This window comes from Kribbella lupini (genome assembly GCF_039529595.1).
Lineage (GTDB): Bacteria > Actinomycetota > Actinomycetes > Propionibacteriales > Kribbellaceae > Kribbella > Kribbella lupini.
This window is the reverse complement of sequence record NZ_BAAANC010000004.1, coordinates 633,854-655,009: the sequence shown is the minus strand read 5'-3', so window position 1 is coordinate 655,009 and position 21,156 is coordinate 633,854. Positions and strand designations below refer to the sequence as shown.

The following is a 21,156-nucleotide window of genomic DNA, read 5'->3' as shown; positions in this document are numbered from 1 at the left end:
CATGCACGTGGTCCGATTCCAGTCTCCCGGCGGCCGTCCGCAGGCCGGCGTCCGCACCGGTGACACGGTGGCACCGGTTCTCGGCGTCACCGACCTGGCCGAACTGCTCCGGCTGACCGCCGAGGAGTTCCGCGCGGCGGTGGCGAAGACGGGCGACCCGCTCCCGGTCGGCGACGTCAAGCTGCTGCCGCCGCTGGACGGTCGCGGGGAGGTCTGGTGCGCGGGCGTCACGTACGAGCGGTCCCGCGGCGCCCGGATGGAGGAGAGCGGCGACGAGGACATCTACGACCGGGTCTACTCGGCCGAGCGTCCCGAGCTGTTCCTCAAGTCGCCGGCCTGGCGGCTCGTCACGGACGGCGAGCAGATCGGCATCCGCGTCGACTCCGGTCACGACGTACCGGAGCCGGAGCTGGCGATCGTCGCCAACGCGCACGGCGAGATCGTCGGGTTCACCGTCTGCAACGACATGAGCTCGCGCTCGATCGAGGGCGAGAACCCGCTCTACATCCCGCAGGCCAAGGTGTTCGCCGGCGGCTGCGCGCTGGCCACCGGCATCCGCCCCGTCTGGGAGGTCGCCGACCCGAAGGACCTGACCATCGACCTGGTGATCCGGCGCGGCGACGACGAGGTCTTCACCGGTACGACGTCGACCGGGCAGCTGATCCGCGGGCTGCAGGACCTGATCGACGTGCTGTTCGTCCCGAACGACTTCCCCGACGGCGTGATCCTGGCCACCGGGACCGGCATCGTGCCGGAGCTCGACTTCGCGCTGCAGGCCGGTGACGTGGTCGCGATCACGATCAGTGACATCGGCACGCTGACGAATACCGTGGTGGTCGGACGTGAACCGTTCAGCTATCTGGCCACTGAATCCCTGGAGGAGAACCGATGACCCGCGACACCACTCCCGCTGAGCTCGAGCAGGCGCTGGCGGACGCCGCCGAGGCCGCGGCACCGCTGGCGGCGTCCGCGCCCGCCGTACGGGCCGGGTGGATTCGTGCGGTCGCCGACGCGCTCGACGCGGCGTCCGACGAGCTGGTCCCGATCGCGCAGCGGGAGACCTCGTTGCCGGAGGCCCGGTTGAAGGGCGAGGTCGGGCGGAGCAGCGGGCAGCTGCGGATGTTCGCCGACGCGCTCGAAGAGGGATCGCTGCTCGAGGTGATCATCGACACCGCCGACGCTTCGGCCAAGCCGGTGCCGCGGCCGGATCTGCGGCGCGTCCTGGTGCCGCTCGGGCCGGTCCTGGTGTTTGCTGCGAGCAACTTCCCGTTCGCGTTCAGCGTCTGTGGTGGCGACACGGCGTCGGCGCTGGCGGCCGGTTGCCCGGTGATCGTGAAGGCGCACCCGGGGCATCCTGAGCTGTCCGTCCGGACGGCCGAGGTGATGATCGAGGCGCTGACCGCGGCCGGCGCGCCCGCCGGGACGTTGGGCCTGATCCAGGGGTACGACGTCGGCGTCGAGGCGCTGAAGGACGCGCGGATCACCGCCGCCGGGTTCACCGGGTCGGTGCCGGCGGGCAAGGCGCTGCACGAGATCGCGGTGACGCGGCCGGAGCCGATCCCGTTCTACGGGGAGCTCGGCAGCCTGAACCCGGTCTTCGTCACCCAGGCCGCGATCGATGCCCGGGGCAAGGACATCGCCAGCGGGTACGTCGCGTCGTACACGCTCGGGGTCGGGCAGTTCTGCACGAAGCCCGGGCTGTTGTTCCTGCCGGCCGGGCACGGGCTGCAGGAGCAGCTGGTCGAGGCGACCGGTGGAGTTGCTCCGGCGACGATGCTGAACGAGCGGATCTCCGAGGGGTTCTCCTCGGGGCTCGACCGGCTGCGCAAGGTCGACGGGCTGCGGGTGTGGAGCGAGGGCGGTGGTGCGACGCTGCTGCAGACCACGGTGCCTGAGCTGCTCGCCCGGTCCGAGGAGATCCTCGAGGAGTGCTTCGGCCCGGTGTCGGTCGTCGTCGAGTACGCGTCGGTCGACGAACTGGTCGCGGGGATCGAGGCCTTCGGTGGCAACCTGACGGCGACGTTGCACGCTGAAGATGCTGACGCCGAGCTCGCCACGCGTCTTCTTCCGCTGCTCACGGCCCGCGCCGGCCGCGTGCTGTGGAACGGCTGGCCGACGGGTGTGGCCGTCTCGTGGGCCCAGCACCACGGCGGCCCGTTCCCGTCGACGGTCGGCTCGATCCACACCAGCGTCGGCGTCACCGCCGCCCGCCGCTTCCAGCGCCCGGTCGCGTACCAGGACACGCCGGACGCCGTTCTCCCCGCCGTACTGCAGGACAAGAACCCGGCCGGCATCAGCCGCCGGGTGAACGGGACGATCACCACCGCGGAGGTTCCTCGATGACCGACCTGCCCCCGACCGACGACCCCAACGACATCAACACCCCGGCCGACCAGGGGCCGGCTGCATCCGGCGGAGCCGGGGCGGGTTCTCCCGCCGCCGGAGGCGAGGCGGGGGCGGGCGGCCCCTCTATTCCCTCCCTCCAGCGCGATGCCGAAGGCGAGCCGACTCCGGAGAAGACGGGCAGGCCGGCCGGCGAGCCGCCGAGTGCGGCGGGCCACGGTGAGACCGGGCGGCGGAGCTTCGATCACTGGTTCGGGGAGAAGGACCGGAACGGGTTCATCCACCGGTCGTGGATGCGGGCGCAGGGGTTCTCGGACGAGGTGTTCGACGGGCGGCCGGTGATCGGCATCTGCAACACCTGGTCCGAGCTGACGCCCTGCAACGCCCACCTTCGGCGGCTCGCCGAGTCGGTGAAGCGTGGTGTCTGGCAGGCCGGCGGGTTCCCGCTCGAGTTCCCGGTGATGTCGCTCGGCGAGACCATGCTCCGTCCGACCGCCATGCTGTTCCGGAACCTGCTCAGCATGGACGTCGAGGAGTCCCTGCGCGGCAACCCGATCGACGGCGCGATCCTGCTGACCGGCTGCGACAAGACGACACCGGGCTCGATCATGGGCGCCGCGAGCGTCGACCTGCCGACCCTGGTGGTGACCGGCGGCCCGATGCTGAACGGCAAGTTCCGCGGCTGCGACATCGGCTCCGGTACGGCGGTCTGGCGCTTCACCCAGGACCGCAACGCCGGCCGCATGTCCGAAGAGGACTACGCCGCCGCCGAGTCCGGCATGTCCCGCAGCAACGGGCACTGTATGACGATGGGTACGGCGTCGACGATGGCCTGCATGGCCGAGGCGCTCGGCCTGCAGCTCACCGGCTCCGCCGCGATCCCGGCCGTCGACTCCCGCCGGTACTCGATCGCCCAGCAGGCCGGCCAGCGGATCGTCCAGATGGTCCACGAGGACCTGAAGCCGAGCGACATCCTCACCCGCGACGCGTTTGCCAACGCCGTCCGGGCGAACGCCGCGATCGGCGGCTCGACCAACGCGGTGATCCACCTGCTGGCGATCGCCGGCCGGGTCGGCGTCGAGCTGACGCTGGACGACATGGACGAGTGGGCGCGCGGCGTCCCGTGGCTGGTGGACCTGCAGCCGTCGGGCAAGTACCTGATGGAGGACTTCTACTACGCCGGCGGCCTGCCCGCGGTGATGCGGGAGATCTTGCCCTTGCTCAAGGCCGACGCGATCACGGTGACCGGCAAGACCATCGGCGAGAACGTCGCCCGCGCGGAGCGGACCGACTGGAGCGGGCAGGAAGGCGAGCCCGCGCACCCGGTGATCCGCCCGGTCGGCAACCCGCTCGGCAGCGGCGCGGGAACCGCCGTACTGAAGGGGAATCTCGCGCCGGACGGTGCCGTGATCAAGCAGTCGGCGGCGTCGGAGCGGTTGCTGCAGCACCGGGGCAAGGCGCTGGTGTTCAGCAGCATCGAGGAGTACGACAAGGCGGTCGACGACCCGGAGCTGGACGTCGACGAGGACACCGTGCTCGTGCTGCAGAACGCCGGGCCGCGCGGCTACCCGGGCATGCCGGAGGTCGGCAACATGACGATCCCGCGCAAGCTGGCGGAGCTCGGGGTCGACGACATGGTGCGGATCTCGGACGCGCGGATGAGCGGTACGGCGTACGGGACGGTCGTCCTGCACGTCACGCCGGAAGCCGCCGTCGGTGGGCCGCTGGCGCTGGTCCGCACCGGCGACTGGATCGAGCTCGACGTCGCGGCGCGCCGCCTGCACCTGGACGTGCCGGACGAGGAGCTCGCCAAGCGCCGGGCCGACTGGCAACCGCCGGCGGCGCCGACCGGTCGCGGCTGGGCGAAGCTGTACGTCGAGCACGTCACCCAGGCCAACCAGGGCTGCGACCTCGACTTCCTGATCGGCAAGACCGGCTCCGCCGTCGCGAGACAGAGTCACTGATGAGCGGCTGGGGGCCGTTCGAAGCGATCCGTGGGCTGCGGCCTGAGGGCACTATGCCTCAGGTCACGCCCGTTCGGCGGCTGATGCCTGACCTGCCGTTGGAGACCGATCCGTACGGCGCGGCGCGAGCGGCGCTGGACGACATGCCGACCGTGGTCGCGCCTGGTGCGCGGATCGCGGTCACTGCGGGGAGTCGCGGCATCCGCGACCTGGTTCCGGTGGTGAACGCTGCCGTGGACTGGCTGCGGGCGGCCGGCGCTGAGCCCTTCGTCGTACCGGCGATGGGCTCGCACGGTGGTGCGACGGCTGACGGCCAGCGCGAGATGCTGGCCGGGCTCGGCGTGACGCCGGAGTCGGTTGGTTGCCCCATCGAGGCAACGATGGAGACCGTTGTCATCGGCAAGCTCGACGACGGCACTCCGGTGCACCACGACGCGATCGCCGCCGCGGCGGACGGCGTCCTGCTGGTCAACCGGGTCAAACCGCACACCGACTTCCACGGGCCCGTCGAGAGCGGCCTCGCGAAGATCCTCGCGATCGGTCTCGGCAACCACCGCGGCGCGGCTGCGCTGCACGCCGGCGGCATCCCGTCGCTCGGCGGGGCGATCGAGGCCGCCGCCCGCACAGTGGTTGCTGAGGGCAAGATCATTGGCGGCCTGGCGATCCTCGAGAACGCCGTCGACCAGACCGCGTCGGTCGAGTTCGTCCCGGCCGACGGGATCGGCGCCGCCGCGGAGAACGGCTTGCTGCAACGCGCCGGCAGCCTGATGGGCCGCCTGCCGTTCGACCAGCTCGACGTCCTGGTGGTCGACGAGATGGGCAAGGACAAGTCCGGCACCGGCATGGACACGAACGTGATCGGCCGGTGCTGGGTGCACGGCATCCCGGAGTTCGACTCGCCGCAGATCGCCGCGATCACCGTCCACCGGTTGTCGGAGGCGTCGCACGGCAACGCCTCCGGGCTCGGGATGGCCGACGTGATCCCGGCCCGGATCCTGGAGCAGATCGATCTGCGGGCGAGCTACGTGAACGCGCTGACCTCGGGCGCCGGCGGAGCACGGCGTTCGCGGTTGCCGATGGTGCTGGAGGACGACGCGGCCGCCGTACTGGCCGCCGCGACGATGAGTGGACGGCGGGACTGGTCCGAGCTGCGGCTGGCGCGGATCCGGGACACGTTGTCGCCGCACGAGTTGCTGGTGTCGCCTGCGCTGCTGGTGGAGGCAGGCGATCGGTTCGATCTGGAGATCACCGGGACAGCGCGGGACCTGACCGACGCGTCGGGCTCGCTCGGGAGCTGGGGAGAGGTATGAGGCTGCAGGAAGCACGCGCGTTGCTGGCCGAGCGGGGATTCGGCGCGGCCGGCGACTCGGACAAGCGGTTCGCCGACGGTACGCCGTACAAGGTGGAGATCCCGAGCTGCGAGGGTCCGGCGGTGATGCGGGCCGTGCTCGAGGAGGCCAAGACTCGCGGCGTTCGCGTCGACCGCGTCTCGCAGGGCAGCGGCGTGATGATGCTGACCGACGACGAGATCCGCGAGATGGTCTCGCTCGGCGAGGCCGAGGGGGTCGAGGTGTGCCTGTTCCTCGGGCCGCGCGGCTCCTGGGACATCGGCGGGCAGGCCAAGGTGTCGGCCGCGGTCGGAGGTGTTGCGCGCGGCAACGACATGGTTGCCGCCTCGCTGTGTGACGCGTACCGGGCGGTCGATCTCGGGGTGCGCAGCCTGCTGGTCGGCGACCTCGGGGTGCTGGAGCTGCTGGGTACGTTGAAGAAGGAAGGGTCGTTGCCTGCGGATCTGGTGCTGAAGACCTCGGTGCTGATGCCGTTGCCCAACGCACCGACCGCGGCGCTGTACGAGCGGCTCGGGGCCACGAGCCTGAACGTCTCGACCGACCTGCCGGTGCCGGTGCTGGCCGAGATCCGGTCGGTGACGTCGGTGCCGATCGACATGTACATCGAGGTGCCGGACGACCAGGGCGGACACGTGCGGTTCTACGACGTACCGGACGTCGTACGGGTCGCTGCCCCGGTCTACCTGAAGATGGGCCTGCGGAACGCGCCGAACATCTACCCGGTCGGCGCGCACCTGGCCGCGACGGCCGAGGCGCTCGGCCGGGAGCGCGTCCGGCGGGCCTCGTTGATTCTGCGGTTGCTGGAGGAGCAAGGCTGATGGACAAGCTCGTCGACCGACTCGGCTCGGTGGTGGGATCGGTGGTCGTCGATCCCGACGTCCTGGAGGCCCATCGGCAGGACGCGGCGACGTTCTGCACGGCCGGCGCACCGCTGGTGCTGGTGCGGCCGTCGACGACGGCGGAGGTGCAGGAGGTCGTCCGGGCGGCCGGCGAGTACGGCGTACCGATCGTGACGCAGGGCGCGCGGACCGGCCTGTCCGGCGCCGCGAACGCGATCGACGGCTGCATCCTGCTGTCGACCGCGCGGATGAACCAGGTGCTGGAGGTCTCCGTCGAGGACCAGGTCGCCGTCGTCCAGCCCGGCGTGATCAACGCGGACCTGTCCCGCGCGGTGCTCGAGCAGGGGTTGTTCTACCCGCCGGACCCGTCGTCGTGGGAGATGTCGACCGTCGGCGGCAACATCGCGACGAACGCGGGCGGGCTGTGCTGCGTGAAGTACGGCGTGACCGGCGACTTCGTCCGCGGGCTGGAGGTCGTGCTCGCGTCGGGCGAGGTGATCCGGACCGGACGCCGGACGGTGAAGGGCGTCGCGGGGTACGACCTGACGCACGTGATCGTCGGGTCGGAGGGCACGCTGGGCATCGTCACCGAGGCGACGCTGGCGTTGCGGCCCGCGCCCGAGGCCGCGCTGACCGCGGCGGCGACCTTCCTCTCGATCGAGGAAGGTGTCGCCGCCGCTGCCGCGGTGATGGGTTCGGGCCTGCGCCCGTCGCTGCTCGAGTTCATCGACGGCGTCACCGCGCGCGCGATCCAGGACTACCGCGACATGGGCCTGCCGGCGAACGTCGGATCGTTGCTCCTGGCCCAGTCCGACCGCGGCCCGCGCGCCGCCGAGGACGTCGCCGCGATCGCCGAGATCTGCACCGCGCACGGCGCCGTCGACGTCGCGGTCGCCTCCGACGCGGAGGAGTCCGCGATGCTCCTGGAGGCCCGCCGCCTGGTGCACTTCGCGAACGAGAAGCTCGGCACGTCCCTGATCGACGACGTCGCCGTACCGCGCTCCCAGCTGGTCGCGCTGCTCCACGGGATCGATGCCATCAGCAAGCAGTACGACGTGCTGATCGCCTGCCCCGGCCACATCGGCGACGGCAACATGCACCCCACCGTCATCTTCGACCAGGCCGACCCCGCCGCCCAGGCGCGAGCCCTCGAAGCCTTCGGCGCGGTCATGGACCTCGGCCTGTCGCTGGGCGGCACCATCACCGGCGAACACGGCGTCGGCAAGCTGAAGCGGCAATGGCTCGCCCAGGAACTCGGGCCGGTGGGTCTGCAGCTCCAACGCGACGTCAAGGCCGCCTTCGACCCGCGAGGTTTGCTGAACCCGGACAAGCTGTTCCTCTGACGGCGAACGGCGCCCCGGGTGAGTCTCGGGGCGCCCGCCGGTACGTTTTCGAGCATGACTGCTGCGCGGTACGACGAGGTGGCCGACTACTACGCCGCCGGGTGGAGCGACGAGCTCGACGACCCGGTGACTGTCTCACTGCTGGAGCTGCTCGGTCCGGTCGGGGACCGCGAGGTGCTGGAGATCGCCTGCGGGCACGGGCGGTTGTCCCGCGGGCTCGCTCGGCTGGGCGCGCCCGTCGTCGGTGTCGACCTGTCCTCGGCGATGCTCGCCAAGGCGGCAGAGGCCGAGGCACGGGAGCCTCTGGGGATCACCTACCTACAGGCTGACGTGGCCGCGCCCGATCTCCTGGCAGGCAAGACGTTCGACGCGGTTCTCTGCAGCTTCGGGCTGTCGGACATCGACGACCTCGGGGGCGCACTCGCGACCGTGCGCCGGGTCCTGCGTCCGGGCGGTGTCTTCGCCTTCTGCATCCTGCACCCGTGCTTCCCGGGCGTGGACGGCGTTTCCGGCGCCTGGCCGAGCGACGGCTCGTACTACGACGAGCGCTGGTGGCAGGCCGACGGCTCGCTGTCGACGCTGCGCCAGCAGGTCGGTGCCAACCACCGCACGCTCTCCACGTACCTGAACTCGCTGCGTGAGCACGGCTTCACCCTCGACGCCTTCGCCGAGCCGCAGCCGGCCGTCGACGCCGACTCGCCGCGAGCGGCGATGACGTCGTACCCGGTGTTCCTCGTCGCGCGGTGCGTCGTCTAGGTCTCCCTGCCTGGAGTCGAACCAGGTACCCGGCCTTCGGAGGGCCGGGTGTGCATCCGTCACCAGGGAGTTGGCGGCGGCCCGTCCCCTGATCGGGCCGCCGTACTTGCTACTCGTGGACCACGACCACGCGGACCCAGTCCGCGCAGCCGGCTTCGCACCAGACGTGGTCGCCTGCGTGCGCGATCCGGTCGCGCTGCGTGTGACCGCAGGCGAGGTCGACGCGCCGGAGCGCGTGACCCTGCTGAACCGGAGCACCGGTCCTGCCGCCGGGAATCTTGCGTCGCTTGTTCCTGAGGTCGGCCATGGCCGGTCCTCCTCTCGTTCGATTGGTTGTTCAGCCCTTCACACACACCACCTGCTTGAGGTGGGCAACGACCTCGACCAGGTCGGACTGCGCCGCGATGACCGACTCGATGTCCTTGTACGCCGCCGGCAGCTCGTCGAGCACCCCCGCGTCCTTGCGGGACTCGACGCCGGCCGTCTGCGCGATCAGGTCGTCGACCGTGTAGCGCCGCTTGGCCTCGTTGCGGCTCATCCGCCGGCCCGCCCCGTGCGAGGCCGAGTAGAACGAACGCTCCGAGCCGAGCCCGCGCACGACGTACGAGCCGGTGCCCATCGACCCCGGGATCAGCCCGAGATCACCGAGCCCCGCCCGGATCGCGCCCTTGCGGGTGACCAGCAGCTCGAGGTCGTCGATCGTCTCCTCCGCCACGTAGTTGTGGTGGCACGAGATCGGCTTCTCGAACGTGATCTCGTGGTCGAACGACTCCCGCACGGCCTGCATCACCAGGGCGAGCATCACCGCGCGGTTGCGCGACGCGTACTCCTGCGCCCAGGTCAGGTCGCGCCGGTACGCGTCCATCTCCGGCGTACCGGACAGGAACACGGCCAGGTCGCGATCCGGCAGATCGGCGTTGTGCGGCAGCGCGCGAGCGATCCGCATGTGCCGCTCCGCGAGCTCCTTGCCGATGTTGCGCGACCCCGAGTGCAGCATCAGCCAGACCCGGTCCACGTCGTCGAGGCAGACCTCGATGAAGTGGTTGCCGCCACCGAGCGAACCCATCTGCTGCTGCGCCTTCTTCTCCCGGTCCTGCACCCCGTCGTGCAGGCTCGAAAACATGCCCCAGAAGGTGTTCCAGCCCCGGTCGAGCCCGAGCTTGCGCACGCTCACCGGGTACTCGTGGGCGCGGAACCCGACCGGTACGGCGGCCTCGATCCGGGTCCGGATCTTCGACAGGTCGTCCGGCAGGTCCGCAGCGGTCAGCGAGGTCAGCACACCCTCCATGCCGCACCCGATGTCGACGCCGACCGCGGCCGGCGACACCGCCTGCTTCATCGCGATCACCGATCCCACTGTCGCGCCCTTGCCGAGGTGCACGTCCGGCATCACCCGGACGCCGTGCACCCACGGCAGCGCGGCGATGTTCCGCAGCTGCTGCAGGGCCTGCGCGCCCACCTCGTGCTCCTGCGCCCACATCAGAGTGGAGCTCTTGGCCCCACTCAGCGGGACCGGGTACTGACCGTTCATCTCCCCACTCCTGTTCTGCAGTGTCTGAAGCTGCCAGGGCAGGGCTCGAACCTGCGGGGCCTCGGGTCAGAACCGAGGATGGGACGCCGTCGCCCACCTGGCACCGCTCCGACCGGCGCACCAGGAGAGGGGCTCAGGTCAGAGGGCTATCTCCGCACGGGAGGGGATCCAGGGCTGCCACAGCAGCGGCATCCCGGCTTCCTCGGGGGTGCGGCACCCCTTCTTCTCGTTGCACGCCGCGTGCGCGGCGACCGCGTTCAGCCACTCGCCGCGTCCACCGCGCGACCGTGGAACCACGTGGTCCATCGTCGTCGCGCCGGGCTTGCCGCAGTACGCGCAGGTGAACTTGTCCCGCTTGAGGACGCCGGCCCGGGTGTACTGCAACCGGCCGGTCGCGTAGCGCCACTTGGTCACGACGTACCGGACCAGGCGCAGCACGCGCGGCAGGGGGAACGGACCGATGCTGGCGCCGTCGTGCGCTTCCTCGACGACCGCGACCTCCCGGACGAGCATCCGGATGGCGTGCGGGATCGACACGACGTGGAGCTGCTCATATGAGGCGTTGAGCACGATGACACCGCTCATGGTGGTTCCTCCTCTCCTCCAGTGTGCCCGAACGATGGTTGCCGGGTCGGTTGAATCGGTGCGGCTCCAGGGACTCGAACCCCGAACCTTCTGGTCCTAAGCCAGACGCCTCTACCAATTGGGCCAGAGCCGCGTGATGGTGCTGGGGTGTCCGGCGGGGCTCGAACCCGCTTTCTCCGGGGTCACGTCCCGGTGCATCGCCCGCTTCTGCTTCGGACACAGCACGCCCGGCAGGATTCGAACCTGCAACCTCCTGCTTCGTAGGCAGGTGCTCTGTCCGGTTGAGCCACGGGCGTCTGGGGCGCCCGCTCGGCCGGTAGCAGAGCTTCCCGCGGGCGCCTGGTCGAGCTGGAGAGATTCGAACTCCCGATGTCCTCATCCCAAATGAGGTGGCCTGGCCACTGGCCTACAGCTCGGCATTTCACAAAGAATGCAATTGTCAATTGTGCGAATCCCCGGCCGTGGCCGGAGCGAAGTTGTTTCGGGCAAAGAAAAAGCCGCCCTGGTCGGTTTCTCCCGACGGGCGGCTGCGCGCTGATCGCTGTCGATCAGTCGGGCGGGCCGCCGTACGCCGGGCTCAGCGCTGCGCGGAGCTCGGAGCGGTGGGAGTTCGAGGTCAGGGGTCGCAGGCAGGACAACGGGCGTTCCACCCGCTGAATCTTCTGCATCGTCCCGAACACTTCGTGCTCCCTGATCGTCGTGGTTTGTCGTGCGGGCACAAGCTTCGCCCATGGCCCGCAGTGACGTCAATGCATTTCTTCTGGAATTTATTCCACCGTGCCATTCGACGGTGCTTCGGCGGTGCTGGTTCCGTCGAACTGTCGGTGGTCTGTGCTTGCCTGGAGCGATGACTGTTCTCGTACTCGGATCCACCGGTTCGACCGGGCGCCGCGTCGCCGACCAGTTGCGGTCCCGCGACATCGCCGTACGGGCTGCCTCCCGCTCGGGCCCCGACGTCTTCGACTGGTCCCGCCCCGACACGTGGGCGGCGGCCCTCGACGGCGTCAGGGCGGTGTACGTCATGGCCCCCGACGGCGTACCAGTCGACCCAGCCTTCATCACCCAGGCCGCCGAGACCGGCATCGAACGCCTGGTCCTGCTTTCGACCATGCACCCCGAGGAGATCGGCGACGACCGCCTCCTCGCCGCCGAAACCACGATCCGCAACTCGGGCCTCGAGTGGACCGTGGTCCGCGCCCACTGGTTCAACCAGAACTTCGACGAAGGCTTCTTCCTCCCGGCCATCCAGGCCGGCCGCCTCGTCGTCCCCCTGGCCGACCAGCGCCAAGCCTTCGTCGACGCCGCCGACATCGCCGCCGTCGCCGTGGAGGCGCTGCTAGGTGACGGCCACCACGCCCAGACCTACGAGGTCACCGGCCCCGACCCCCTCACCTTCGCCGAAGCCTGCGCCATCATCTCCGCCGCCACCGGCCGAGACATCCAGTACGACGGAACCCCCGAGGCCTACCTGGCCACCCCCGGCGCCACCCAGGAAACCCTCGACTTCTTCCTCAACCAACTCCACCTCGGCGACGCGGTCCCCACCAACACCGTCCAGCACGTGACCGGCCGCCCAGCCATCCCCTTCCCCACCTACGCCAAAGCCGCCGCCCCCGCCTGGACCTGACCCGCCGTCGGCCCGCCAAACAGGCGGGCCGACGCCCGCCTCGGCACCCACCACCGAATCCGATTCGGCTTCCCCCGCCCCTTCCCGCTACACTCTTCCTCGGCCCCACGGGGCCACGCCGCCTTAGCTCAGTCGGCAGAGCGTCTCACTCGTAATGAGAAGGTCGTCGGTTCGATTCCGACAGGCGGCTCCACCCAAATCCCCAGGTCAGAGGTCACTCTGAGGCTGGGGATTTTGCTGTTCGGAGCCTCTCGTGGTGCGGGTCCTGGTGCCGGCGCCGTCTTGCTCTACCTGCTCTCTGCGGGGCGACCTCTCGGCTCCAGTGTCCGTCCTGCTCTGTACGTCGTCGCCCGCGCGGTTGCCCGGGGAATCGCCAGTTTGGGTAGCGCAACCATTTTGGTTACATTGGCTGTACGCGAGAGGAGTCGACACCGTGTCGAACGAACTGCACTACGAAGTGATGACCGTGCGCCGTGAAGGCGTGACGCGGGATCTGCCTGAAGGTGATGTCGAGCTGCGGTGGGTGGCGAACAGCGCCACGCTGATCTGGGGTGAGCGGGACGCCGTTCTGGTGGACACGTTCACCACCGTCGAGCAGAACGAGCGGCTGGTCGAGTGGGTCCGCGGGCACGACAGGAAGCTCACCGCGGTGTACCTCACGCACGGCCACGGCGACCATGGGTTCGGTATCGGGGCGCTGCGTGCAGCGTTCCCGGAGGCTCGCATCCTGGCCACCGAGGGAACGGTCGCACAACTGCGCATCCAGGCCTCGCCGGAGTACGTCGCGGGCTTCTGGGACAAGCTGTTCCCCGGTCAGATCCCTGCCATCGAGTTCCCGGAAACCCTCGACAGCGACACCTTCGAGCTCGAGGGGAACGAGCTGCGGATCATCGAGACAGGCCAAACCGACACCGAGTCGACCACGTCGCTGTGGGTGCCCGGCCTCGGCTTGCTCGTCGCCGGCGATGTGGTCTACAACGCCACTTATCCGTACCTCGCCGAGACCACCTCGGCCACTCGGCAGAACTGGATCCACGCTCTGGAGCAACTGAAGGCACTGAGTCCTGCCGTCGTCGTCAGCGGGCACAAGCAGCCGCAGAACGGCGACTCGCCCGCCGACATCGACGCGACCATCGACTACCTGCGCGCTGTCGACGAGATCGCGGCGACTTCCGCGGACGCCCTCGACTTCTACCGGACGCTGCTCGCCAAGCAGCCGGGACGAACGAACGTCGGTTCCGCATGGGGTACCGCGAAACTCGTCATGGGAGCTCCGGTCGCCGGACGAAGCGCATGAGTGCGAACTCCCGGCTGGCGCTCGCCATTCACTCGCTGGAATGGATCGAGCTACGCGCCAGACTCAACAACGGCGCAGCGACCTCGGACGGCATCGCCGGCAGCGTGAAGACGAATCCGGTACTGATTCGCCGATTGCTGGGCCGCCTCAGAGAGGCCGGACTCGTCCATTCGCAGCGTGGAGCCAACGCGGGTTGGGTACTGGCCCGGCCCGCTGACGAGATCACCTTGGCCGACGTACGTCGCGCGCTCGACGACGGGCCGTTGTTCGGCTTGCACACCTCGCCGCCGTCCGAGAACTGCCCGATCGGCCGCAGTATCCGGCCCACCCTCGGCGAGGTCTACCGCGAGGCGGAACGCGCAGCCGACGAACGCCTCGCCACCGTCACGATCGCGGCATCACTGGATGCGACGCTGGCAGCATCCCATTACACGGTGGAGAACGGCTTTCACTGACGGCTGCGGCTTCGCGGAAGCGCGGGGAACACAATCTTCACTGGTGGCGTCGTCGACTCAGCCGCACCTTTCCTGGGAACGACACCGCCACCACGCCGGAGCTCCTCAGGGCGGTGCCTCGTCACTCGACGGGTTGCTCCACGCGAACCCCCAGGTCAGAGGGCACTCCGACTCTGGGGGTTCTGCACTTCGGCGGTTGCTGTCAGGTGGCGGGTCGCGACCTCATTGAAGGTCGGGGAGCGAGCCGAATCGCCGGACCTCCTGGGGCCAGCCGCATGCTTCTGCGAGTTTGCCTGCCCAGAGCTTGGCGGCCTCGTCGTCGGGGACGTTCACCACGGCGAACCCGCCCAGGAACTCCTTGCTCTCGACGTACGGGCCGTCGGTGATCACCACCTCGCCGCTGGTGGCGTCGGCGTTGTAGATCGGGCCGTTCTCCTCCAGCCCGCCGGCGAACAAGTACACGCCCGCGGCCTTCATCTCGTCCACGACCGCCGCGGCGAGCGGCCCGCGCTCGCGGAACCACTCCTCGGGGTGGTCGCCCACCCACTGCTGGTTGAAGTAGATGAGGTACTCGGCCATGTCTCCTCCTTGTGCGGGCAGCCTCCTTCGGCAGCCTCTCACCACGTCTACGAACGCCACCCGCCGGATCCGACAGGCCGTCGGCAGAATCTTCCCGGGCCCGACGCCTCGATAGCATCGCCGCATGGCAGCGACGGCGTCCGGGGTGTTCCGGCGTACGGCGATCGAGAGATCGGATCAGCGGGTCTCCTGGGAGCGGACGGATCAGGCGTTCTTCTCGAGCGGAGCCTGCCACGTGCTGGCCTGGACGTGCCGGGACTTCTATCCCGATCAGGACATCGACCTGGCGGCGATGTACCTGGGTGAGTTCGAGCGTCCGCTTCACGTGTACGCGAGGTGGGGCCCGTGGGCGTTCGACGCCTCAGGCTGGAACCCCGAGGCCGAGCTGCTGCAGGTCAACAGCGACTTCGAGTGTCTCCCCGTACGAGAGGTGGAGACGATCAGCGCCGGCCTTCGCGAGTTCTGCGAAAAGCACGTGCATCGCCAACCACACCAGTACTGGGCAGACCCGACCGAACGCGCCCGCGCCTACGTGAGCCGCTACGCCCCGCCCTGGTTGTAGGCGCTCCGCTCAAGGGCAGACCTTCGATCGGAAGTCCGCGATCGGCATGGTTGCCGTCGTGTCCGGAGGATTGTCCTCGTCGGCGTGCAGGCCGGCGTCGTACCGGACCTGACCCGGCTGAAGCGTCGCCAAGTCCTCCGGCGAGAACTCCACTCCGCCGAGTGACCACGAGTTGTCGTTGGTCCAGCCGTAGAGCGTGTACGACGTGCCGGGGCGCAGAGCCGCCAGGGGCGTTTTGGCCCGCCAGTCGCCGCCGCCGCGCCGGAGGTCGAAGCGACCGGAGGACGACACGGCAGGGGCGACCGACCACTCGCCTCGATAGCGGTCGCTCGAGTCCGACTCGCTGGTTGGGGTCTCGTACAGCGTGGCGCCGTCGATGTGCCCCTCACAGACCTCCAGTACGCCGATCGGGCGGCCGAGGCTGTCCACCGTCACGCCCATCGCTCCACCGGAGGGCGGGCCGCAGGCCGTCAGCACGCCGGTGAGACCTACTGCCAGGACGACGGCGGCCAACGCCGATCCCTTCGCGCCCGTCACCCGCCGAGCCTAGCTTCCGTGCTCAGTCCGGGCGGCCCTTCAGGCGGCGGTGGAGGGCTCGTTCGGTTTCTCGGGTGGCCTCGCGTTCGGCGAGGGCCTGGCGTTTGTCCCAGGTTTTCTTGCCGCGGGCCAGGGCGATCTCGACCTTTGCGCGGCCGTCCTTGAAGTACAGGGTGAGCGGGACGATCGTCAGGCCGCTCTCGTTGACCTTGCGTTCGATCTTGTCGATCTGGGCGCGGTGCAGCAGCAGTTTGCGCTTGCGGCGGGAGCCGCCCTCGAACCAGCGGGCCTGCGAGTACTGCGGGATGTGGACGCCGTGCAGCCAGATCTCGCGGTCCTCGATTTGCGCGAAGCCGCCGATCAGGGACGCCCGGCCGGCGCGCAGGCCCTTGACCTCCATGCCTTGCAGCACGATGCCGGCTTCCCAGGTCTCACCCAGCTGGTACTCGTGGGCAGCCTTCCGGTTGCGCGCGATCACGGGGTCGGCGTCGGGCTTCTTCTTCACACGCTGATTCTGCCCTGACCGGGGAAGCTGCGCTCATCGGCCGGAAGCTCGATGGTTACGCTGGATCGACGTCGTCGAGGAGGGTGCGATCCGCATGGCCGAGGAGCAGGCGACCCGGCGTACCGAGCAGGTGGACCGGCTCGGTGCCGAGTGGGAGACGCACCGGCCTGCGGTCTTCGGGGTGGCGTACCGGCTGCTGGGGAGCGTCGCCGACGCCGAGGACGTGGCTCAGGACGTGTGGTTGCGGGCGGCCGCGGCCGATCTCGCCGAGGTCGACGATCTGCGGGCCTGGTTGGTCACGGTGGCCGCGCGCCGGTCGTACGACATCCTCAAGAGCGCCCGCGTACGCCAGGAGACCTACGTCGGGCCCTGGCTGCCCGAGCCGCTGCTGACCGGACCGGACGCCTCGGAGTCGGTGCTCGTCGACGAGTCCGTCAGTACGGCGATGCTGCTGGTCATGGAGAACCTGAGTCCGCCGGAGCGGGTGGCGTTCGTCCTCCACGACGTGTTCGGGTTCGAGTTCGCCCGGATCGCGGAAGTGCTGGAGGTCTCCGGGGCGGCCGCTCGCCAGCTGGCCTCGCGGGCGCGACGGCGGGTCGCCAAGGCGAACGAGACCACGCCGCAGGGGTCGAAGGCGGAGCGGCGACGGTTGCTGGCGGCTTTCCGTACGGCGTACGAAGAAGGCGACCTGGCGGGCCTGGTCCGGCTGCTGGACCCGGACGCCGTCTACGTCACCGACGGCGGCGGCAAGGTCTCGGCGGCACGCAAGCTGATCCACGGCGGCCGGCGGATCGCCGAGGTGATGGTCCGCGTCGGGCGCCAGTTGCGTCCGGACCGGATCGAACTGGTCGAGGTGGGCGGCGAGCCGGCTCTCGTGTTCCACCGGCACGGCCGCGTGTACTCCGTCGACACGGTGCAGATCAGCGACGGCCTGATCACGGCGTACCGCAGGGTCATCAACCCGGACAAACTCCGCCACCTCTGAGCGGTCACATCGCGAGGGGCTACCTCGTCTCCCTGTCGAGAGCACAGAACTGCGCGACGCGCGGCGCCGGTACGGCGGTCGTTCGCGTCCTCGACAACTGAACAGGAGACCCCTCATGATCGGACTGCGGATCGCCGGCGGCGCCCTGGCCGTCGCCACGCTGGCCGGAGCCTCAGCCTGCTCGGCGGCGGACCAGCCCGCCGCGGCGGACCAGCCCGCGAGCCCGACACCGGTCGCCAGTACGGCGTCGTCCAGTACGGCGAAGCCTGCTGCGACCTCCGTGGAAAGCCTCACGCCGCTGCAACAGCAGGCCCTCCCGAACGTGCCGGGCAAGACCTTCACGTCGGCGATCGTCGACTTCCCGCCGGGCGCGCACGCGGCGCCGCACCGGCACGGGGACGCGCTCGTGTACGCGTACGTGCTCCAGGGAACCGTGCGCAGCCAGGTCGACGACCAGCCCGTCGCCACGTTCGGGCCGGGAAAGAACTGGGTGGAACAGCCCGGGGCTCACCACGTCCGCACGGAGAACACCAGCGCGACCGAACCGGCCAAGCTCCTGGTCGTCTTCGTCGCCGACACCGGCGCGAAGCTCAAGGTCGACGACCGGTAACACGCAGTTGCCCCGGGCAACATCCCCGGGGAGATCCAAGGCCCGTCCAGGGCACGTCAACGAACAGAAGGAACCATGACCAACACCCAGCGCGTCAGCATCGACCAGCAGCACCCCGGCGCGTACAAGTCCCTCATCGCACTGTCCGTCGAGGTGGCCGACAACGCCGCCGCGGCCGGCCTCGACCCGCTCCTGATCGAGCTGCTCAGGATCCGCGCCTCGCAGCTCAACGGCTGCGCGTTCTGCCTGCGGATGCACACCGCCGACGCCCTGAAGAAGGGCGAGAACCCGGACCGGATCGCCGTACTCCCCGCGTGGGCGGAGACCGGCTACTTCTCCGACACCGACCGCGCCGCCCTGCGCCTCACCGAGGCGATCACCCTCGTACCCGACGGCCACGTCAGCGACGAGGCCTACGCCGCCGCGGCGTCGGTTCTCACCCCCGACCAGATCTCGGCCGTCGCCTGGCTGGTCATCGTGATGAACGCCTTCAACCGAGTAGCCATCACCAGCCGCTACACGGTCGCGGGGTGACCTCCCTGGTCCGTCTCTGCTGAGGCTCCGCAGGCCGGAGGTTGGCCGCGGGCTACTTCACACACCGACTCCGCCCTGCCTGCCGTACGTCGGCGGCAGGGCTCAGTCGGTGTAGCCGTACGAGCGCAGGATGGCGACGAGCACGGGCCGGCCTGCCGCACCACACCGTGCACAGTGCTGAAGGTTTCGTGCACGCAGTCGGACACGGTGTACTCGGCGGGGCAGTTGGAGGCGGAGCTTGCTGAGGTGGTGCGGGTGGCGTGTGTTGCTCAGCTGAAGGGCTGACAGCCTCAGAGGGCGATGTGGAGGGTGGCGGTGATGGTGGTGCCTTCCTGGAGGGACTCGGCCTTGCGGATGGCGTCCTTCAGGGGGAGGTAGTACTTGCCGTCCTTGGGGAAGAGAGCGGTGGTCCACTCGGTGTCGCCGACCTGGGCGGTGACGGGGATCATGCCCCAGCCGTAGCTGACCGACGTGGACGTGGCCTCGATGTCGGTGGACTCGTCCTCGGGGACGGCGACGAAGTAGAACGGGGACGGGCCGCGCCAGTAGAAGATCTCGCCGGAGAAGGTGACGTCCATGGCGGCAGGATACGTAATCAAGAGTGAAGATCGGCGGGGCTGATCGAAGTGATCGGGGATCATCGCTTTTCTTACTGCAACCGACCCGCTTAGCGTCGGGGGATGAAGCATGCGTTGTGGTTTCCGTTGTTCGACGAGCTGGCTGATCCGGGGGTGGTCGCGCGGATCGCGGGCGAGGCTGAGGGCGCGGGGTGGGACGGGCTGTTCGTGTGGGATCACGTTCGGTGGCGGGAGCCGGTGCGGGCGGTGGCTGATCCTTGGATCACGATGGCGGCGGTGGCGACTGCGACGGAGCGGTTGGAGTTCGGGCCGATGGTGAGTGCGATCACGCGGCGGCGGCCGGTGAAGTTGGCGCGGGAGACGGCGACGCTCGATCGGTTGAGTGGTGGGCGGTTCGTGCTCGGGGTCGGGTTGGGGAGCGATCGGTTCGCGGGGGAGTTCTCGAAGACCGGTGAGGAGTGTGACGACCGGGTTCGCGGGCAGATGCTGGATGAGTCGCTGGGGATCCTCGACGCCGCGTGGTCGGGCGAGGTCGTCGACCATCACGGGGAGCACTACACGGTGGACGGGATCCAGTTCCTGCCGACGCCGGTACGGCGGATCCCGGTCTGGGCGGCCGGCTTTCCGGGGAAGCGGCGGCCGTTGGAGCGGGCCGCGCGGCTCGACGGGTTCTTCCCGGTCAACCTGAGCTCGGCCGACGAGTTCGCCGAGGCGGTCGGGAAGATCGATGCCTTGCGCAACAAGACCACGCCGTACGACTACGCGGCCGAGCTCGAGCCGGGACAAGACGGTACGCCGTACGAGCGCGCCGGCGCGACCTGGTTGTTGCGCAGCTTCGATCCCGCGACGGTGACTGTCGACCAGGTGCGCGGGGTGCTGCGCGACGGGCCGGGGCTCACCCGCGGCTGAAGAAGCCGTTCACAGTCGCGGCGAACGCGGCGGGGTCGTCCAGCCACGGGAAGTGCCCGGACGCGGGCTGGACGGTGAGAGTCGCGTCCGGGAAGAGCTCGGCGTACGCCGTCGCAAAGGCCGGCGGAGTGCCGACATCCGTCTGGCCGGACACGACAAGGACAGGGCCGGAGAACGCGGCCGGGCGACCGGCGTCAGGGACCAGTTCCGACGCGTAGACGGCGGCAGCTTCCTCATTCTGCTGCGCCGGCGTGGTGGCTTCGAGCGCCTGAGCGGCGTCGTCCCAGCGGCCGTGCGAGAACGGGCGGATCGCCTCCCAGAGATTGTCGGTGAACGTCCCGGAGGTGATCTGCTCGAGCGCGGCGTACGCCCCCGGGAACCACGGCTCGGCGGAACGTTGACGGGCAGCCTCGAGGCGCATCTCGGCGGTGATCGTCAGGCCGACGGCGAACGCGCTGGGCGAGATCGCGGCGTACCGGCGGACGCGGTCGGGATGCTCGGCCAGGTAGAGCGCGGCGAGATTGGTGCCGGCGGAGTGGGCCAGGAGGTCGAGTTGCTCCAGGCCGAGGTGCGTACGGAGCGCCTCGAGATCGGCGACCTGGCGGTTGACCTGGTACGACGTGGAGTCGGCGGGGATCGCGGAGTCGCCCGTGCCGCGGAGATCCAGCCTGACGAGCTGACGCGCGAGGCAGAGGCCGCCGAGATCGCCGAGGTAGGCGGAGGCCTGCATCGGGCCGCCGGGGACGCAGACGAGCGGGTCGCCGTCGCCGATCAGGTGGTAGGCGAGCTCGGTGCCGTCGTCCGCGGTGAAGGTGGGCATGCGGCCGACCTTGGCAGCGGGAGCCGGGCGAGGCAAGCGAGTATTAGGTATGGATGCTGACAGGCTGCGGGAGATCGAGCGGGAGCGGTTGCGGGCCTTGGTAGCGGCGGATCTGGCGGTGGCCATGCCCCTGCACGCCGAGGACTTCCGGATCGCGACGCCGAGTGGACTGGTGTGGACGAAGGACGAGTACCTCGGCGGGATCGGGAACGGACAGATCGACTACCGGCGGTTCGAGGCGACGTCCGAGATCGAGGTGATGCTCGAGGCGCGGCTCGCCGTACTGCGGTACCGGTCGGCGATCGAGATCTCGGTGGAGGGCAATCCGCCGGCGCGGCTGGAGGCGTGGCACCTGGACGTCTACCGGGCCGGGATCGACGGGAGTTGGCAGGTTCGGTGGTCGCAGGCGACGGCGATCAGCTGATTCGGCGCGATGTCTGTGACACTT

The 21,156-nt window shown here is 69.7% G+C and carries 24 protein-coding genes and 5 tRNA genes; 17 read left to right on the top strand and 12 right to left on the bottom strand.

The genetic code is table 11. The features are described from left to right. The first annotated feature begins 1 nt into the window (after position 1). The 7 genes from ABD235_RS36235 to ABD235_RS36205 are packed head-to-tail and all read left to right on the top strand — an operon-like array spanning position 2 to position 8,594. On the top strand, positions 2–892 hold the full coding sequence (locus ABD235_RS36235) for a fumarylacetoacetate hydrolase family protein (protein WP_344182538.1): 891 nt from the start codon (positions 2–4) through the stop codon (positions 890–892). Then, positions 889–2,343 carry an aldehyde dehydrogenase (NADP(+)) gene (locus ABD235_RS36230; RefSeq protein ID WP_344182536.1) on the top strand — a complete coding sequence of 485 codons (1,455 nt, stop codon included), beginning with the start codon at positions 889–891 and terminating at the stop codon, positions 2,341–2,343. The genes ABD235_RS36235 and ABD235_RS36230 overlap by 4 nt, the downstream gene beginning before the upstream one ends. Further along, positions 2,340–4,307, top strand: a complete 1,968-nt coding sequence (locus ABD235_RS36225) for an IlvD/Edd family dehydratase (RefSeq protein ID WP_344182534.1) — start codon at positions 2,340–2,342, stop codon at positions 4,305–4,307. The genes ABD235_RS36230 and ABD235_RS36225 overlap by 4 nt, the downstream gene beginning before the upstream one ends. Positions 4,308–4,360: 53 nt before the next feature. Further along, on the top strand, positions 4,361–5,617 hold the full coding sequence (locus tag ABD235_RS36220) for a nickel pincer cofactor-dependent isomerase, group 22 (RefSeq protein WP_344182532.1): 1,257 nt from the start codon (positions 4,361–4,363) through the stop codon (positions 5,615–5,617). Then, on the top strand, positions 5,614–6,474 hold the full coding sequence (locus tag ABD235_RS36215; RefSeq protein ID WP_344182530.1) for a hypothetical protein: 861 nt from the start codon (positions 5,614–5,616) through the stop codon (positions 6,472–6,474). Before ABD235_RS36220 ends, ABD235_RS36215 begins: the two co-directional genes overlap by 4 nt. Further along, complete coding sequence (locus ABD235_RS36210; RefSeq protein WP_344182528.1) at positions 6,474–7,838, top strand: FAD-binding oxidoreductase; 1,365 nt, start codon at positions 6,474–6,476, stop codon at positions 7,836–7,838. Before ABD235_RS36215 ends, ABD235_RS36210 begins: the two co-directional genes overlap by 1 nt. 54 nt (positions 7,839–7,892) lie before the next feature. After that, on the top strand, positions 7,893–8,594 hold the full coding sequence (locus ABD235_RS36205) for a class I SAM-dependent methyltransferase (protein ID WP_344182526.1): 702 nt from the start codon (positions 7,893–7,895) through the stop codon (positions 8,592–8,594). Positions 8,595–8,703: 109 nt separating this feature from the next. Here the strand turns inward: ABD235_RS36205 and ABD235_RS36200 are convergent, their stop codons facing one another. From ABD235_RS36200 to ABD235_RS36170, 7 genes are all read right to left on the bottom strand, one after another. Continuing rightward, positions 8,704–8,901, bottom strand: a complete 198-nt coding sequence (locus ABD235_RS36200; protein WP_344182524.1) for a hypothetical protein — start codon at positions 8,899–8,901, stop codon at positions 8,704–8,706. Positions 8,902–8,931: 30 nt separating this feature from the next. Continuing rightward, on the bottom strand, positions 8,932–10,125 hold the full coding sequence (locus ABD235_RS36195; protein WP_425553216.1) for an RtcB family protein: 1,194 nt from the start codon (positions 10,123–10,125) through the stop codon (positions 8,932–8,934). Positions 10,126–10,263: 138 nt separating this feature from the next. Next, positions 10,264–10,710, bottom strand: a complete 447-nt coding sequence (locus ABD235_RS36190) for an HNH endonuclease (RefSeq protein WP_344182522.1) — start codon at positions 10,708–10,710, stop codon at positions 10,264–10,266. 59 nt (positions 10,711–10,769) lie between these two features. Beyond that, positions 10,770–10,843: transfer RNA gene (locus ABD235_RS36185), tRNA-Leu, on the bottom strand. A 10-nt stretch (positions 10,844–10,853) separates the two neighbouring features. Beyond that, positions 10,854–10,930: transfer RNA gene (locus ABD235_RS36180), tRNA-His, on the bottom strand. A gap of 2 nt (positions 10,931–10,932) precedes the next feature. After that, positions 10,933–11,006: transfer RNA gene (locus ABD235_RS36175), tRNA-Arg, on the bottom strand. Between the two features lie 44 nt (positions 11,007–11,050). Continuing rightward, positions 11,051–11,126 (bottom strand) — tRNA-Pro (locus ABD235_RS36170). A 431-nt stretch (positions 11,127–11,557) separates the two neighbouring features. Between ABD235_RS36170 and ABD235_RS36165 the strand changes: the two genes are divergently transcribed. From ABD235_RS36165 to ABD235_RS36150, 4 genes are all read left to right on the top strand, one after another. Further along, positions 11,558–12,337: an SDR family oxidoreductase gene (locus tag ABD235_RS36165; RefSeq protein WP_344182520.1), complete on the top strand. Its 780-nt coding sequence runs from the start codon at positions 11,558–11,560 to the stop codon at positions 12,335–12,337. Between the two features lie 117 nt (positions 12,338–12,454). Next, positions 12,455–12,530, top strand: a tRNA-Thr gene (locus ABD235_RS36160). 240 nt (positions 12,531–12,770) lie between these two features. Beyond that, positions 12,771–13,634, top strand: coding sequence for an MBL fold metallo-hydrolase (locus ABD235_RS36155; protein WP_344182519.1), 864 nt, complete (start codon positions 12,771–12,773; stop codon positions 13,632–13,634). Continuing rightward, positions 13,631–14,089 (top strand): Rrf2 family transcriptional regulator, encoded by a 459-nt coding sequence (locus tag ABD235_RS36150; RefSeq protein ID WP_344182517.1) that lies wholly within the window; start codon positions 13,631–13,633, stop codon positions 14,087–14,089. Before ABD235_RS36155 ends, ABD235_RS36150 begins: the two co-directional genes overlap by 4 nt. A gap of 222 nt (positions 14,090–14,311) precedes the next feature. Here ABD235_RS36150 and ABD235_RS36145 read toward each other — a convergent pair whose 3' ends face one another. Beyond that, positions 14,312–14,668, bottom strand: coding sequence for a YciI family protein (locus tag ABD235_RS36145; protein WP_344182515.1), 357 nt, complete (start codon positions 14,666–14,668; stop codon positions 14,312–14,314). A 124-nt stretch (positions 14,669–14,792) separates the two neighbouring features. Between ABD235_RS36145 and ABD235_RS36140 the strand changes: the two genes are divergently transcribed. Next, positions 14,793–15,230, top strand: coding sequence for a hypothetical protein (locus ABD235_RS36140; protein WP_344182513.1), 438 nt, complete (start codon positions 14,793–14,795; stop codon positions 15,228–15,230). A gap of 9 nt (positions 15,231–15,239) precedes the next feature. On the opposite strand, the gene ABD235_RS36135 is transcribed toward ABD235_RS36140, so the two are convergent. After that, positions 15,240–15,767, bottom strand: coding sequence for a hypothetical protein (locus ABD235_RS36135; RefSeq protein ID WP_344182511.1), 528 nt, complete (start codon positions 15,765–15,767; stop codon positions 15,240–15,242). Between the two features lie 22 nt (positions 15,768–15,789). Then, a complete protein-coding gene (smpB, locus tag ABD235_RS36130; RefSeq protein WP_344182509.1) occupies positions 15,790–16,272 on the bottom strand; it encodes an SsrA-binding protein SmpB in 483 nt (160 codons plus the stop codon). A gap of 94 nt (positions 16,273–16,366) precedes the next feature. Here smpB and sigJ point away from each other — a divergent pair, with 94 nt between their 5' ends. From sigJ to ABD235_RS36115, 3 genes are all read left to right on the top strand, one after another. Further along, positions 16,367–17,257: an RNA polymerase sigma factor SigJ gene (sigJ, locus tag ABD235_RS36125; RefSeq protein ID WP_344182507.1), complete on the top strand. Its 891-nt coding sequence runs from the start codon at positions 16,367–16,369 to the stop codon at positions 17,255–17,257. 115 nt (positions 17,258–17,372) lie between these two features. Then, on the top strand, positions 17,373–17,867 hold the full coding sequence (locus tag ABD235_RS36120; RefSeq protein WP_344182505.1) for a cupin domain-containing protein: 495 nt from the start codon (positions 17,373–17,375) through the stop codon (positions 17,865–17,867). Between the two features lie 75 nt (positions 17,868–17,942). After that, positions 17,943–18,401, top strand: coding sequence for a carboxymuconolactone decarboxylase family protein (locus ABD235_RS36115; RefSeq protein WP_344182504.1), 459 nt, complete (start codon positions 17,943–17,945; stop codon positions 18,399–18,401). A gap of 290 nt (positions 18,402–18,691) precedes the next feature. Here the strand turns inward: ABD235_RS36115 and ABD235_RS36110 are convergent, their stop codons facing one another. Beyond that, positions 18,692–18,979: a DUF1905 domain-containing protein gene (locus ABD235_RS36110; protein WP_344182502.1), complete on the bottom strand. Its 288-nt coding sequence runs from the start codon at positions 18,977–18,979 to the stop codon at positions 18,692–18,694. Positions 18,980–19,081: 102 nt separating this feature from the next. Between ABD235_RS36110 and ABD235_RS36105 the strand changes: the two genes are divergently transcribed. Continuing rightward, complete coding sequence (locus ABD235_RS36105; protein WP_344182500.1) at positions 19,082–19,888, top strand: LLM class flavin-dependent oxidoreductase; 807 nt, start codon at positions 19,082–19,084, stop codon at positions 19,886–19,888. Here ABD235_RS36105 and ABD235_RS36100 read toward each other — a convergent pair. Then, on the bottom strand, positions 19,875–20,708 hold the full coding sequence (locus ABD235_RS36100) for an alpha/beta fold hydrolase (protein ID WP_344182498.1): 834 nt from the start codon (positions 20,706–20,708) through the stop codon (positions 19,875–19,877). The two genes, ABD235_RS36105 and ABD235_RS36100, sit on opposite strands and share 14 nt — an antisense overlap. A 49-nt stretch (positions 20,709–20,757) precedes the next feature. Here ABD235_RS36100 and ABD235_RS36095 point away from each other — a divergent pair, with 49 nt between their 5' ends. After that, positions 20,758–21,132: a nuclear transport factor 2 family protein gene (locus ABD235_RS36095; RefSeq protein ID WP_344182496.1), complete on the top strand. Its 375-nt coding sequence runs from the start codon at positions 20,758–20,760 to the stop codon at positions 21,130–21,132. The last annotated feature ends 24 nt before the right edge of the window (positions 21,133–21,156 follow it).

What these genes read in the sequence shown, in the direction of transcription:
- ABD235_RS36235 (WP_344182538.1), top strand. Translation starts at nt 2, where the DNA reads ATGCACGTGGTCCGATTCCAGTCTCCCGGCGGCCGTCCGCAGGCCGGC.
- ABD235_RS36230 (WP_344182536.1), top strand. Translation starts at nt 889, where the DNA reads ATGACCCGCGACACCACTCCCGCTGAGCTCGAGCAGGCGCTGGCGGAC.
- ABD235_RS36225 (WP_344182534.1), top strand. Translation starts at nt 2,340, where the DNA reads ATGACCGACCTGCCCCCGACCGACGACCCCAACGACATCAACACCCCG.
- ABD235_RS36220 (WP_344182532.1), top strand. Translation starts at nt 4,361, where the DNA reads ATGCCTCAGGTCACGCCCGTTCGGCGGCTGATGCCTGACCTGCCGTTG.
- ABD235_RS36215 (WP_344182530.1), top strand. Translation starts at nt 5,614, where the DNA reads ATGAGGCTGCAGGAAGCACGCGCGTTGCTGGCCGAGCGGGGATTCGGC.
- ABD235_RS36210 (WP_344182528.1), top strand. Translation starts at nt 6,474, where the DNA reads ATGGACAAGCTCGTCGACCGACTCGGCTCGGTGGTGGGATCGGTGGTC.
- ABD235_RS36205 (WP_344182526.1), top strand. Translation starts at nt 7,893, where the DNA reads ATGACTGCTGCGCGGTACGACGAGGTGGCCGACTACTACGCCGCCGGG.
- ABD235_RS36200 (WP_344182524.1), bottom strand. Translation starts at nt 8,901, where the DNA reads ATGGCCGACCTCAGGAACAAGCGACGCAAGATTCCCGGCGGCAGGACC.
- ABD235_RS36195 (WP_425553216.1), bottom strand. Translation starts at nt 10,125, where the DNA reads ATGAACGGTCAGTACCCGGTCCCGCTGAGTGGGGCCAAGAGCTCCACT.
- ABD235_RS36190 (WP_344182522.1), bottom strand. Translation starts at nt 10,710, where the DNA reads ATGAGCGGTGTCATCGTGCTCAACGCCTCATATGAGCAGCTCCACGTC.
- ABD235_RS36165 (WP_344182520.1), top strand. Translation starts at nt 11,558, where the DNA reads ATGACTGTTCTCGTACTCGGATCCACCGGTTCGACCGGGCGCCGCGTC.
- ABD235_RS36150 (WP_344182517.1), top strand. Translation starts at nt 13,631, where the DNA reads ATGAGTGCGAACTCCCGGCTGGCGCTCGCCATTCACTCGCTGGAATGG.
- ABD235_RS36145 (WP_344182515.1), bottom strand. Translation starts at nt 14,668, where the DNA reads ATGGCCGAGTACCTCATCTACTTCAACCAGCAGTGGGTGGGCGACCAC.
- ABD235_RS36140 (WP_344182513.1), top strand. Translation starts at nt 14,793, where the DNA reads ATGGCAGCGACGGCGTCCGGGGTGTTCCGGCGTACGGCGATCGAGAGA.
- sigJ (WP_344182507.1), top strand. Translation starts at nt 16,367, where the DNA reads ATGGCCGAGGAGCAGGCGACCCGGCGTACCGAGCAGGTGGACCGGCTC.
- ABD235_RS36120 (WP_344182505.1), top strand. Translation starts at nt 17,373, where the DNA reads ATGATCGGACTGCGGATCGCCGGCGGCGCCCTGGCCGTCGCCACGCTG.
- ABD235_RS36115 (WP_344182504.1), top strand. Translation starts at nt 17,943, where the DNA reads ATGACCAACACCCAGCGCGTCAGCATCGACCAGCAGCACCCCGGCGCG.
- ABD235_RS36110 (WP_344182502.1), bottom strand. Translation starts at nt 18,979, where the DNA reads ATGGACGTCACCTTCTCCGGCGAGATCTTCTACTGGCGCGGCCCGTCC.
- ABD235_RS36105 (WP_344182500.1), top strand. Translation starts at nt 19,082, where the DNA reads ATGAAGCATGCGTTGTGGTTTCCGTTGTTCGACGAGCTGGCTGATCCG.
- ABD235_RS36100 (WP_344182498.1), bottom strand. Translation starts at nt 20,708, where the DNA reads ATGCCCACCTTCACCGCGGACGACGGCACCGAGCTCGCCTACCACCTG.
- ABD235_RS36095 (WP_344182496.1), top strand. Translation starts at nt 20,758, where the DNA reads ATGGATGCTGACAGGCTGCGGGAGATCGAGCGGGAGCGGTTGCGGGCC.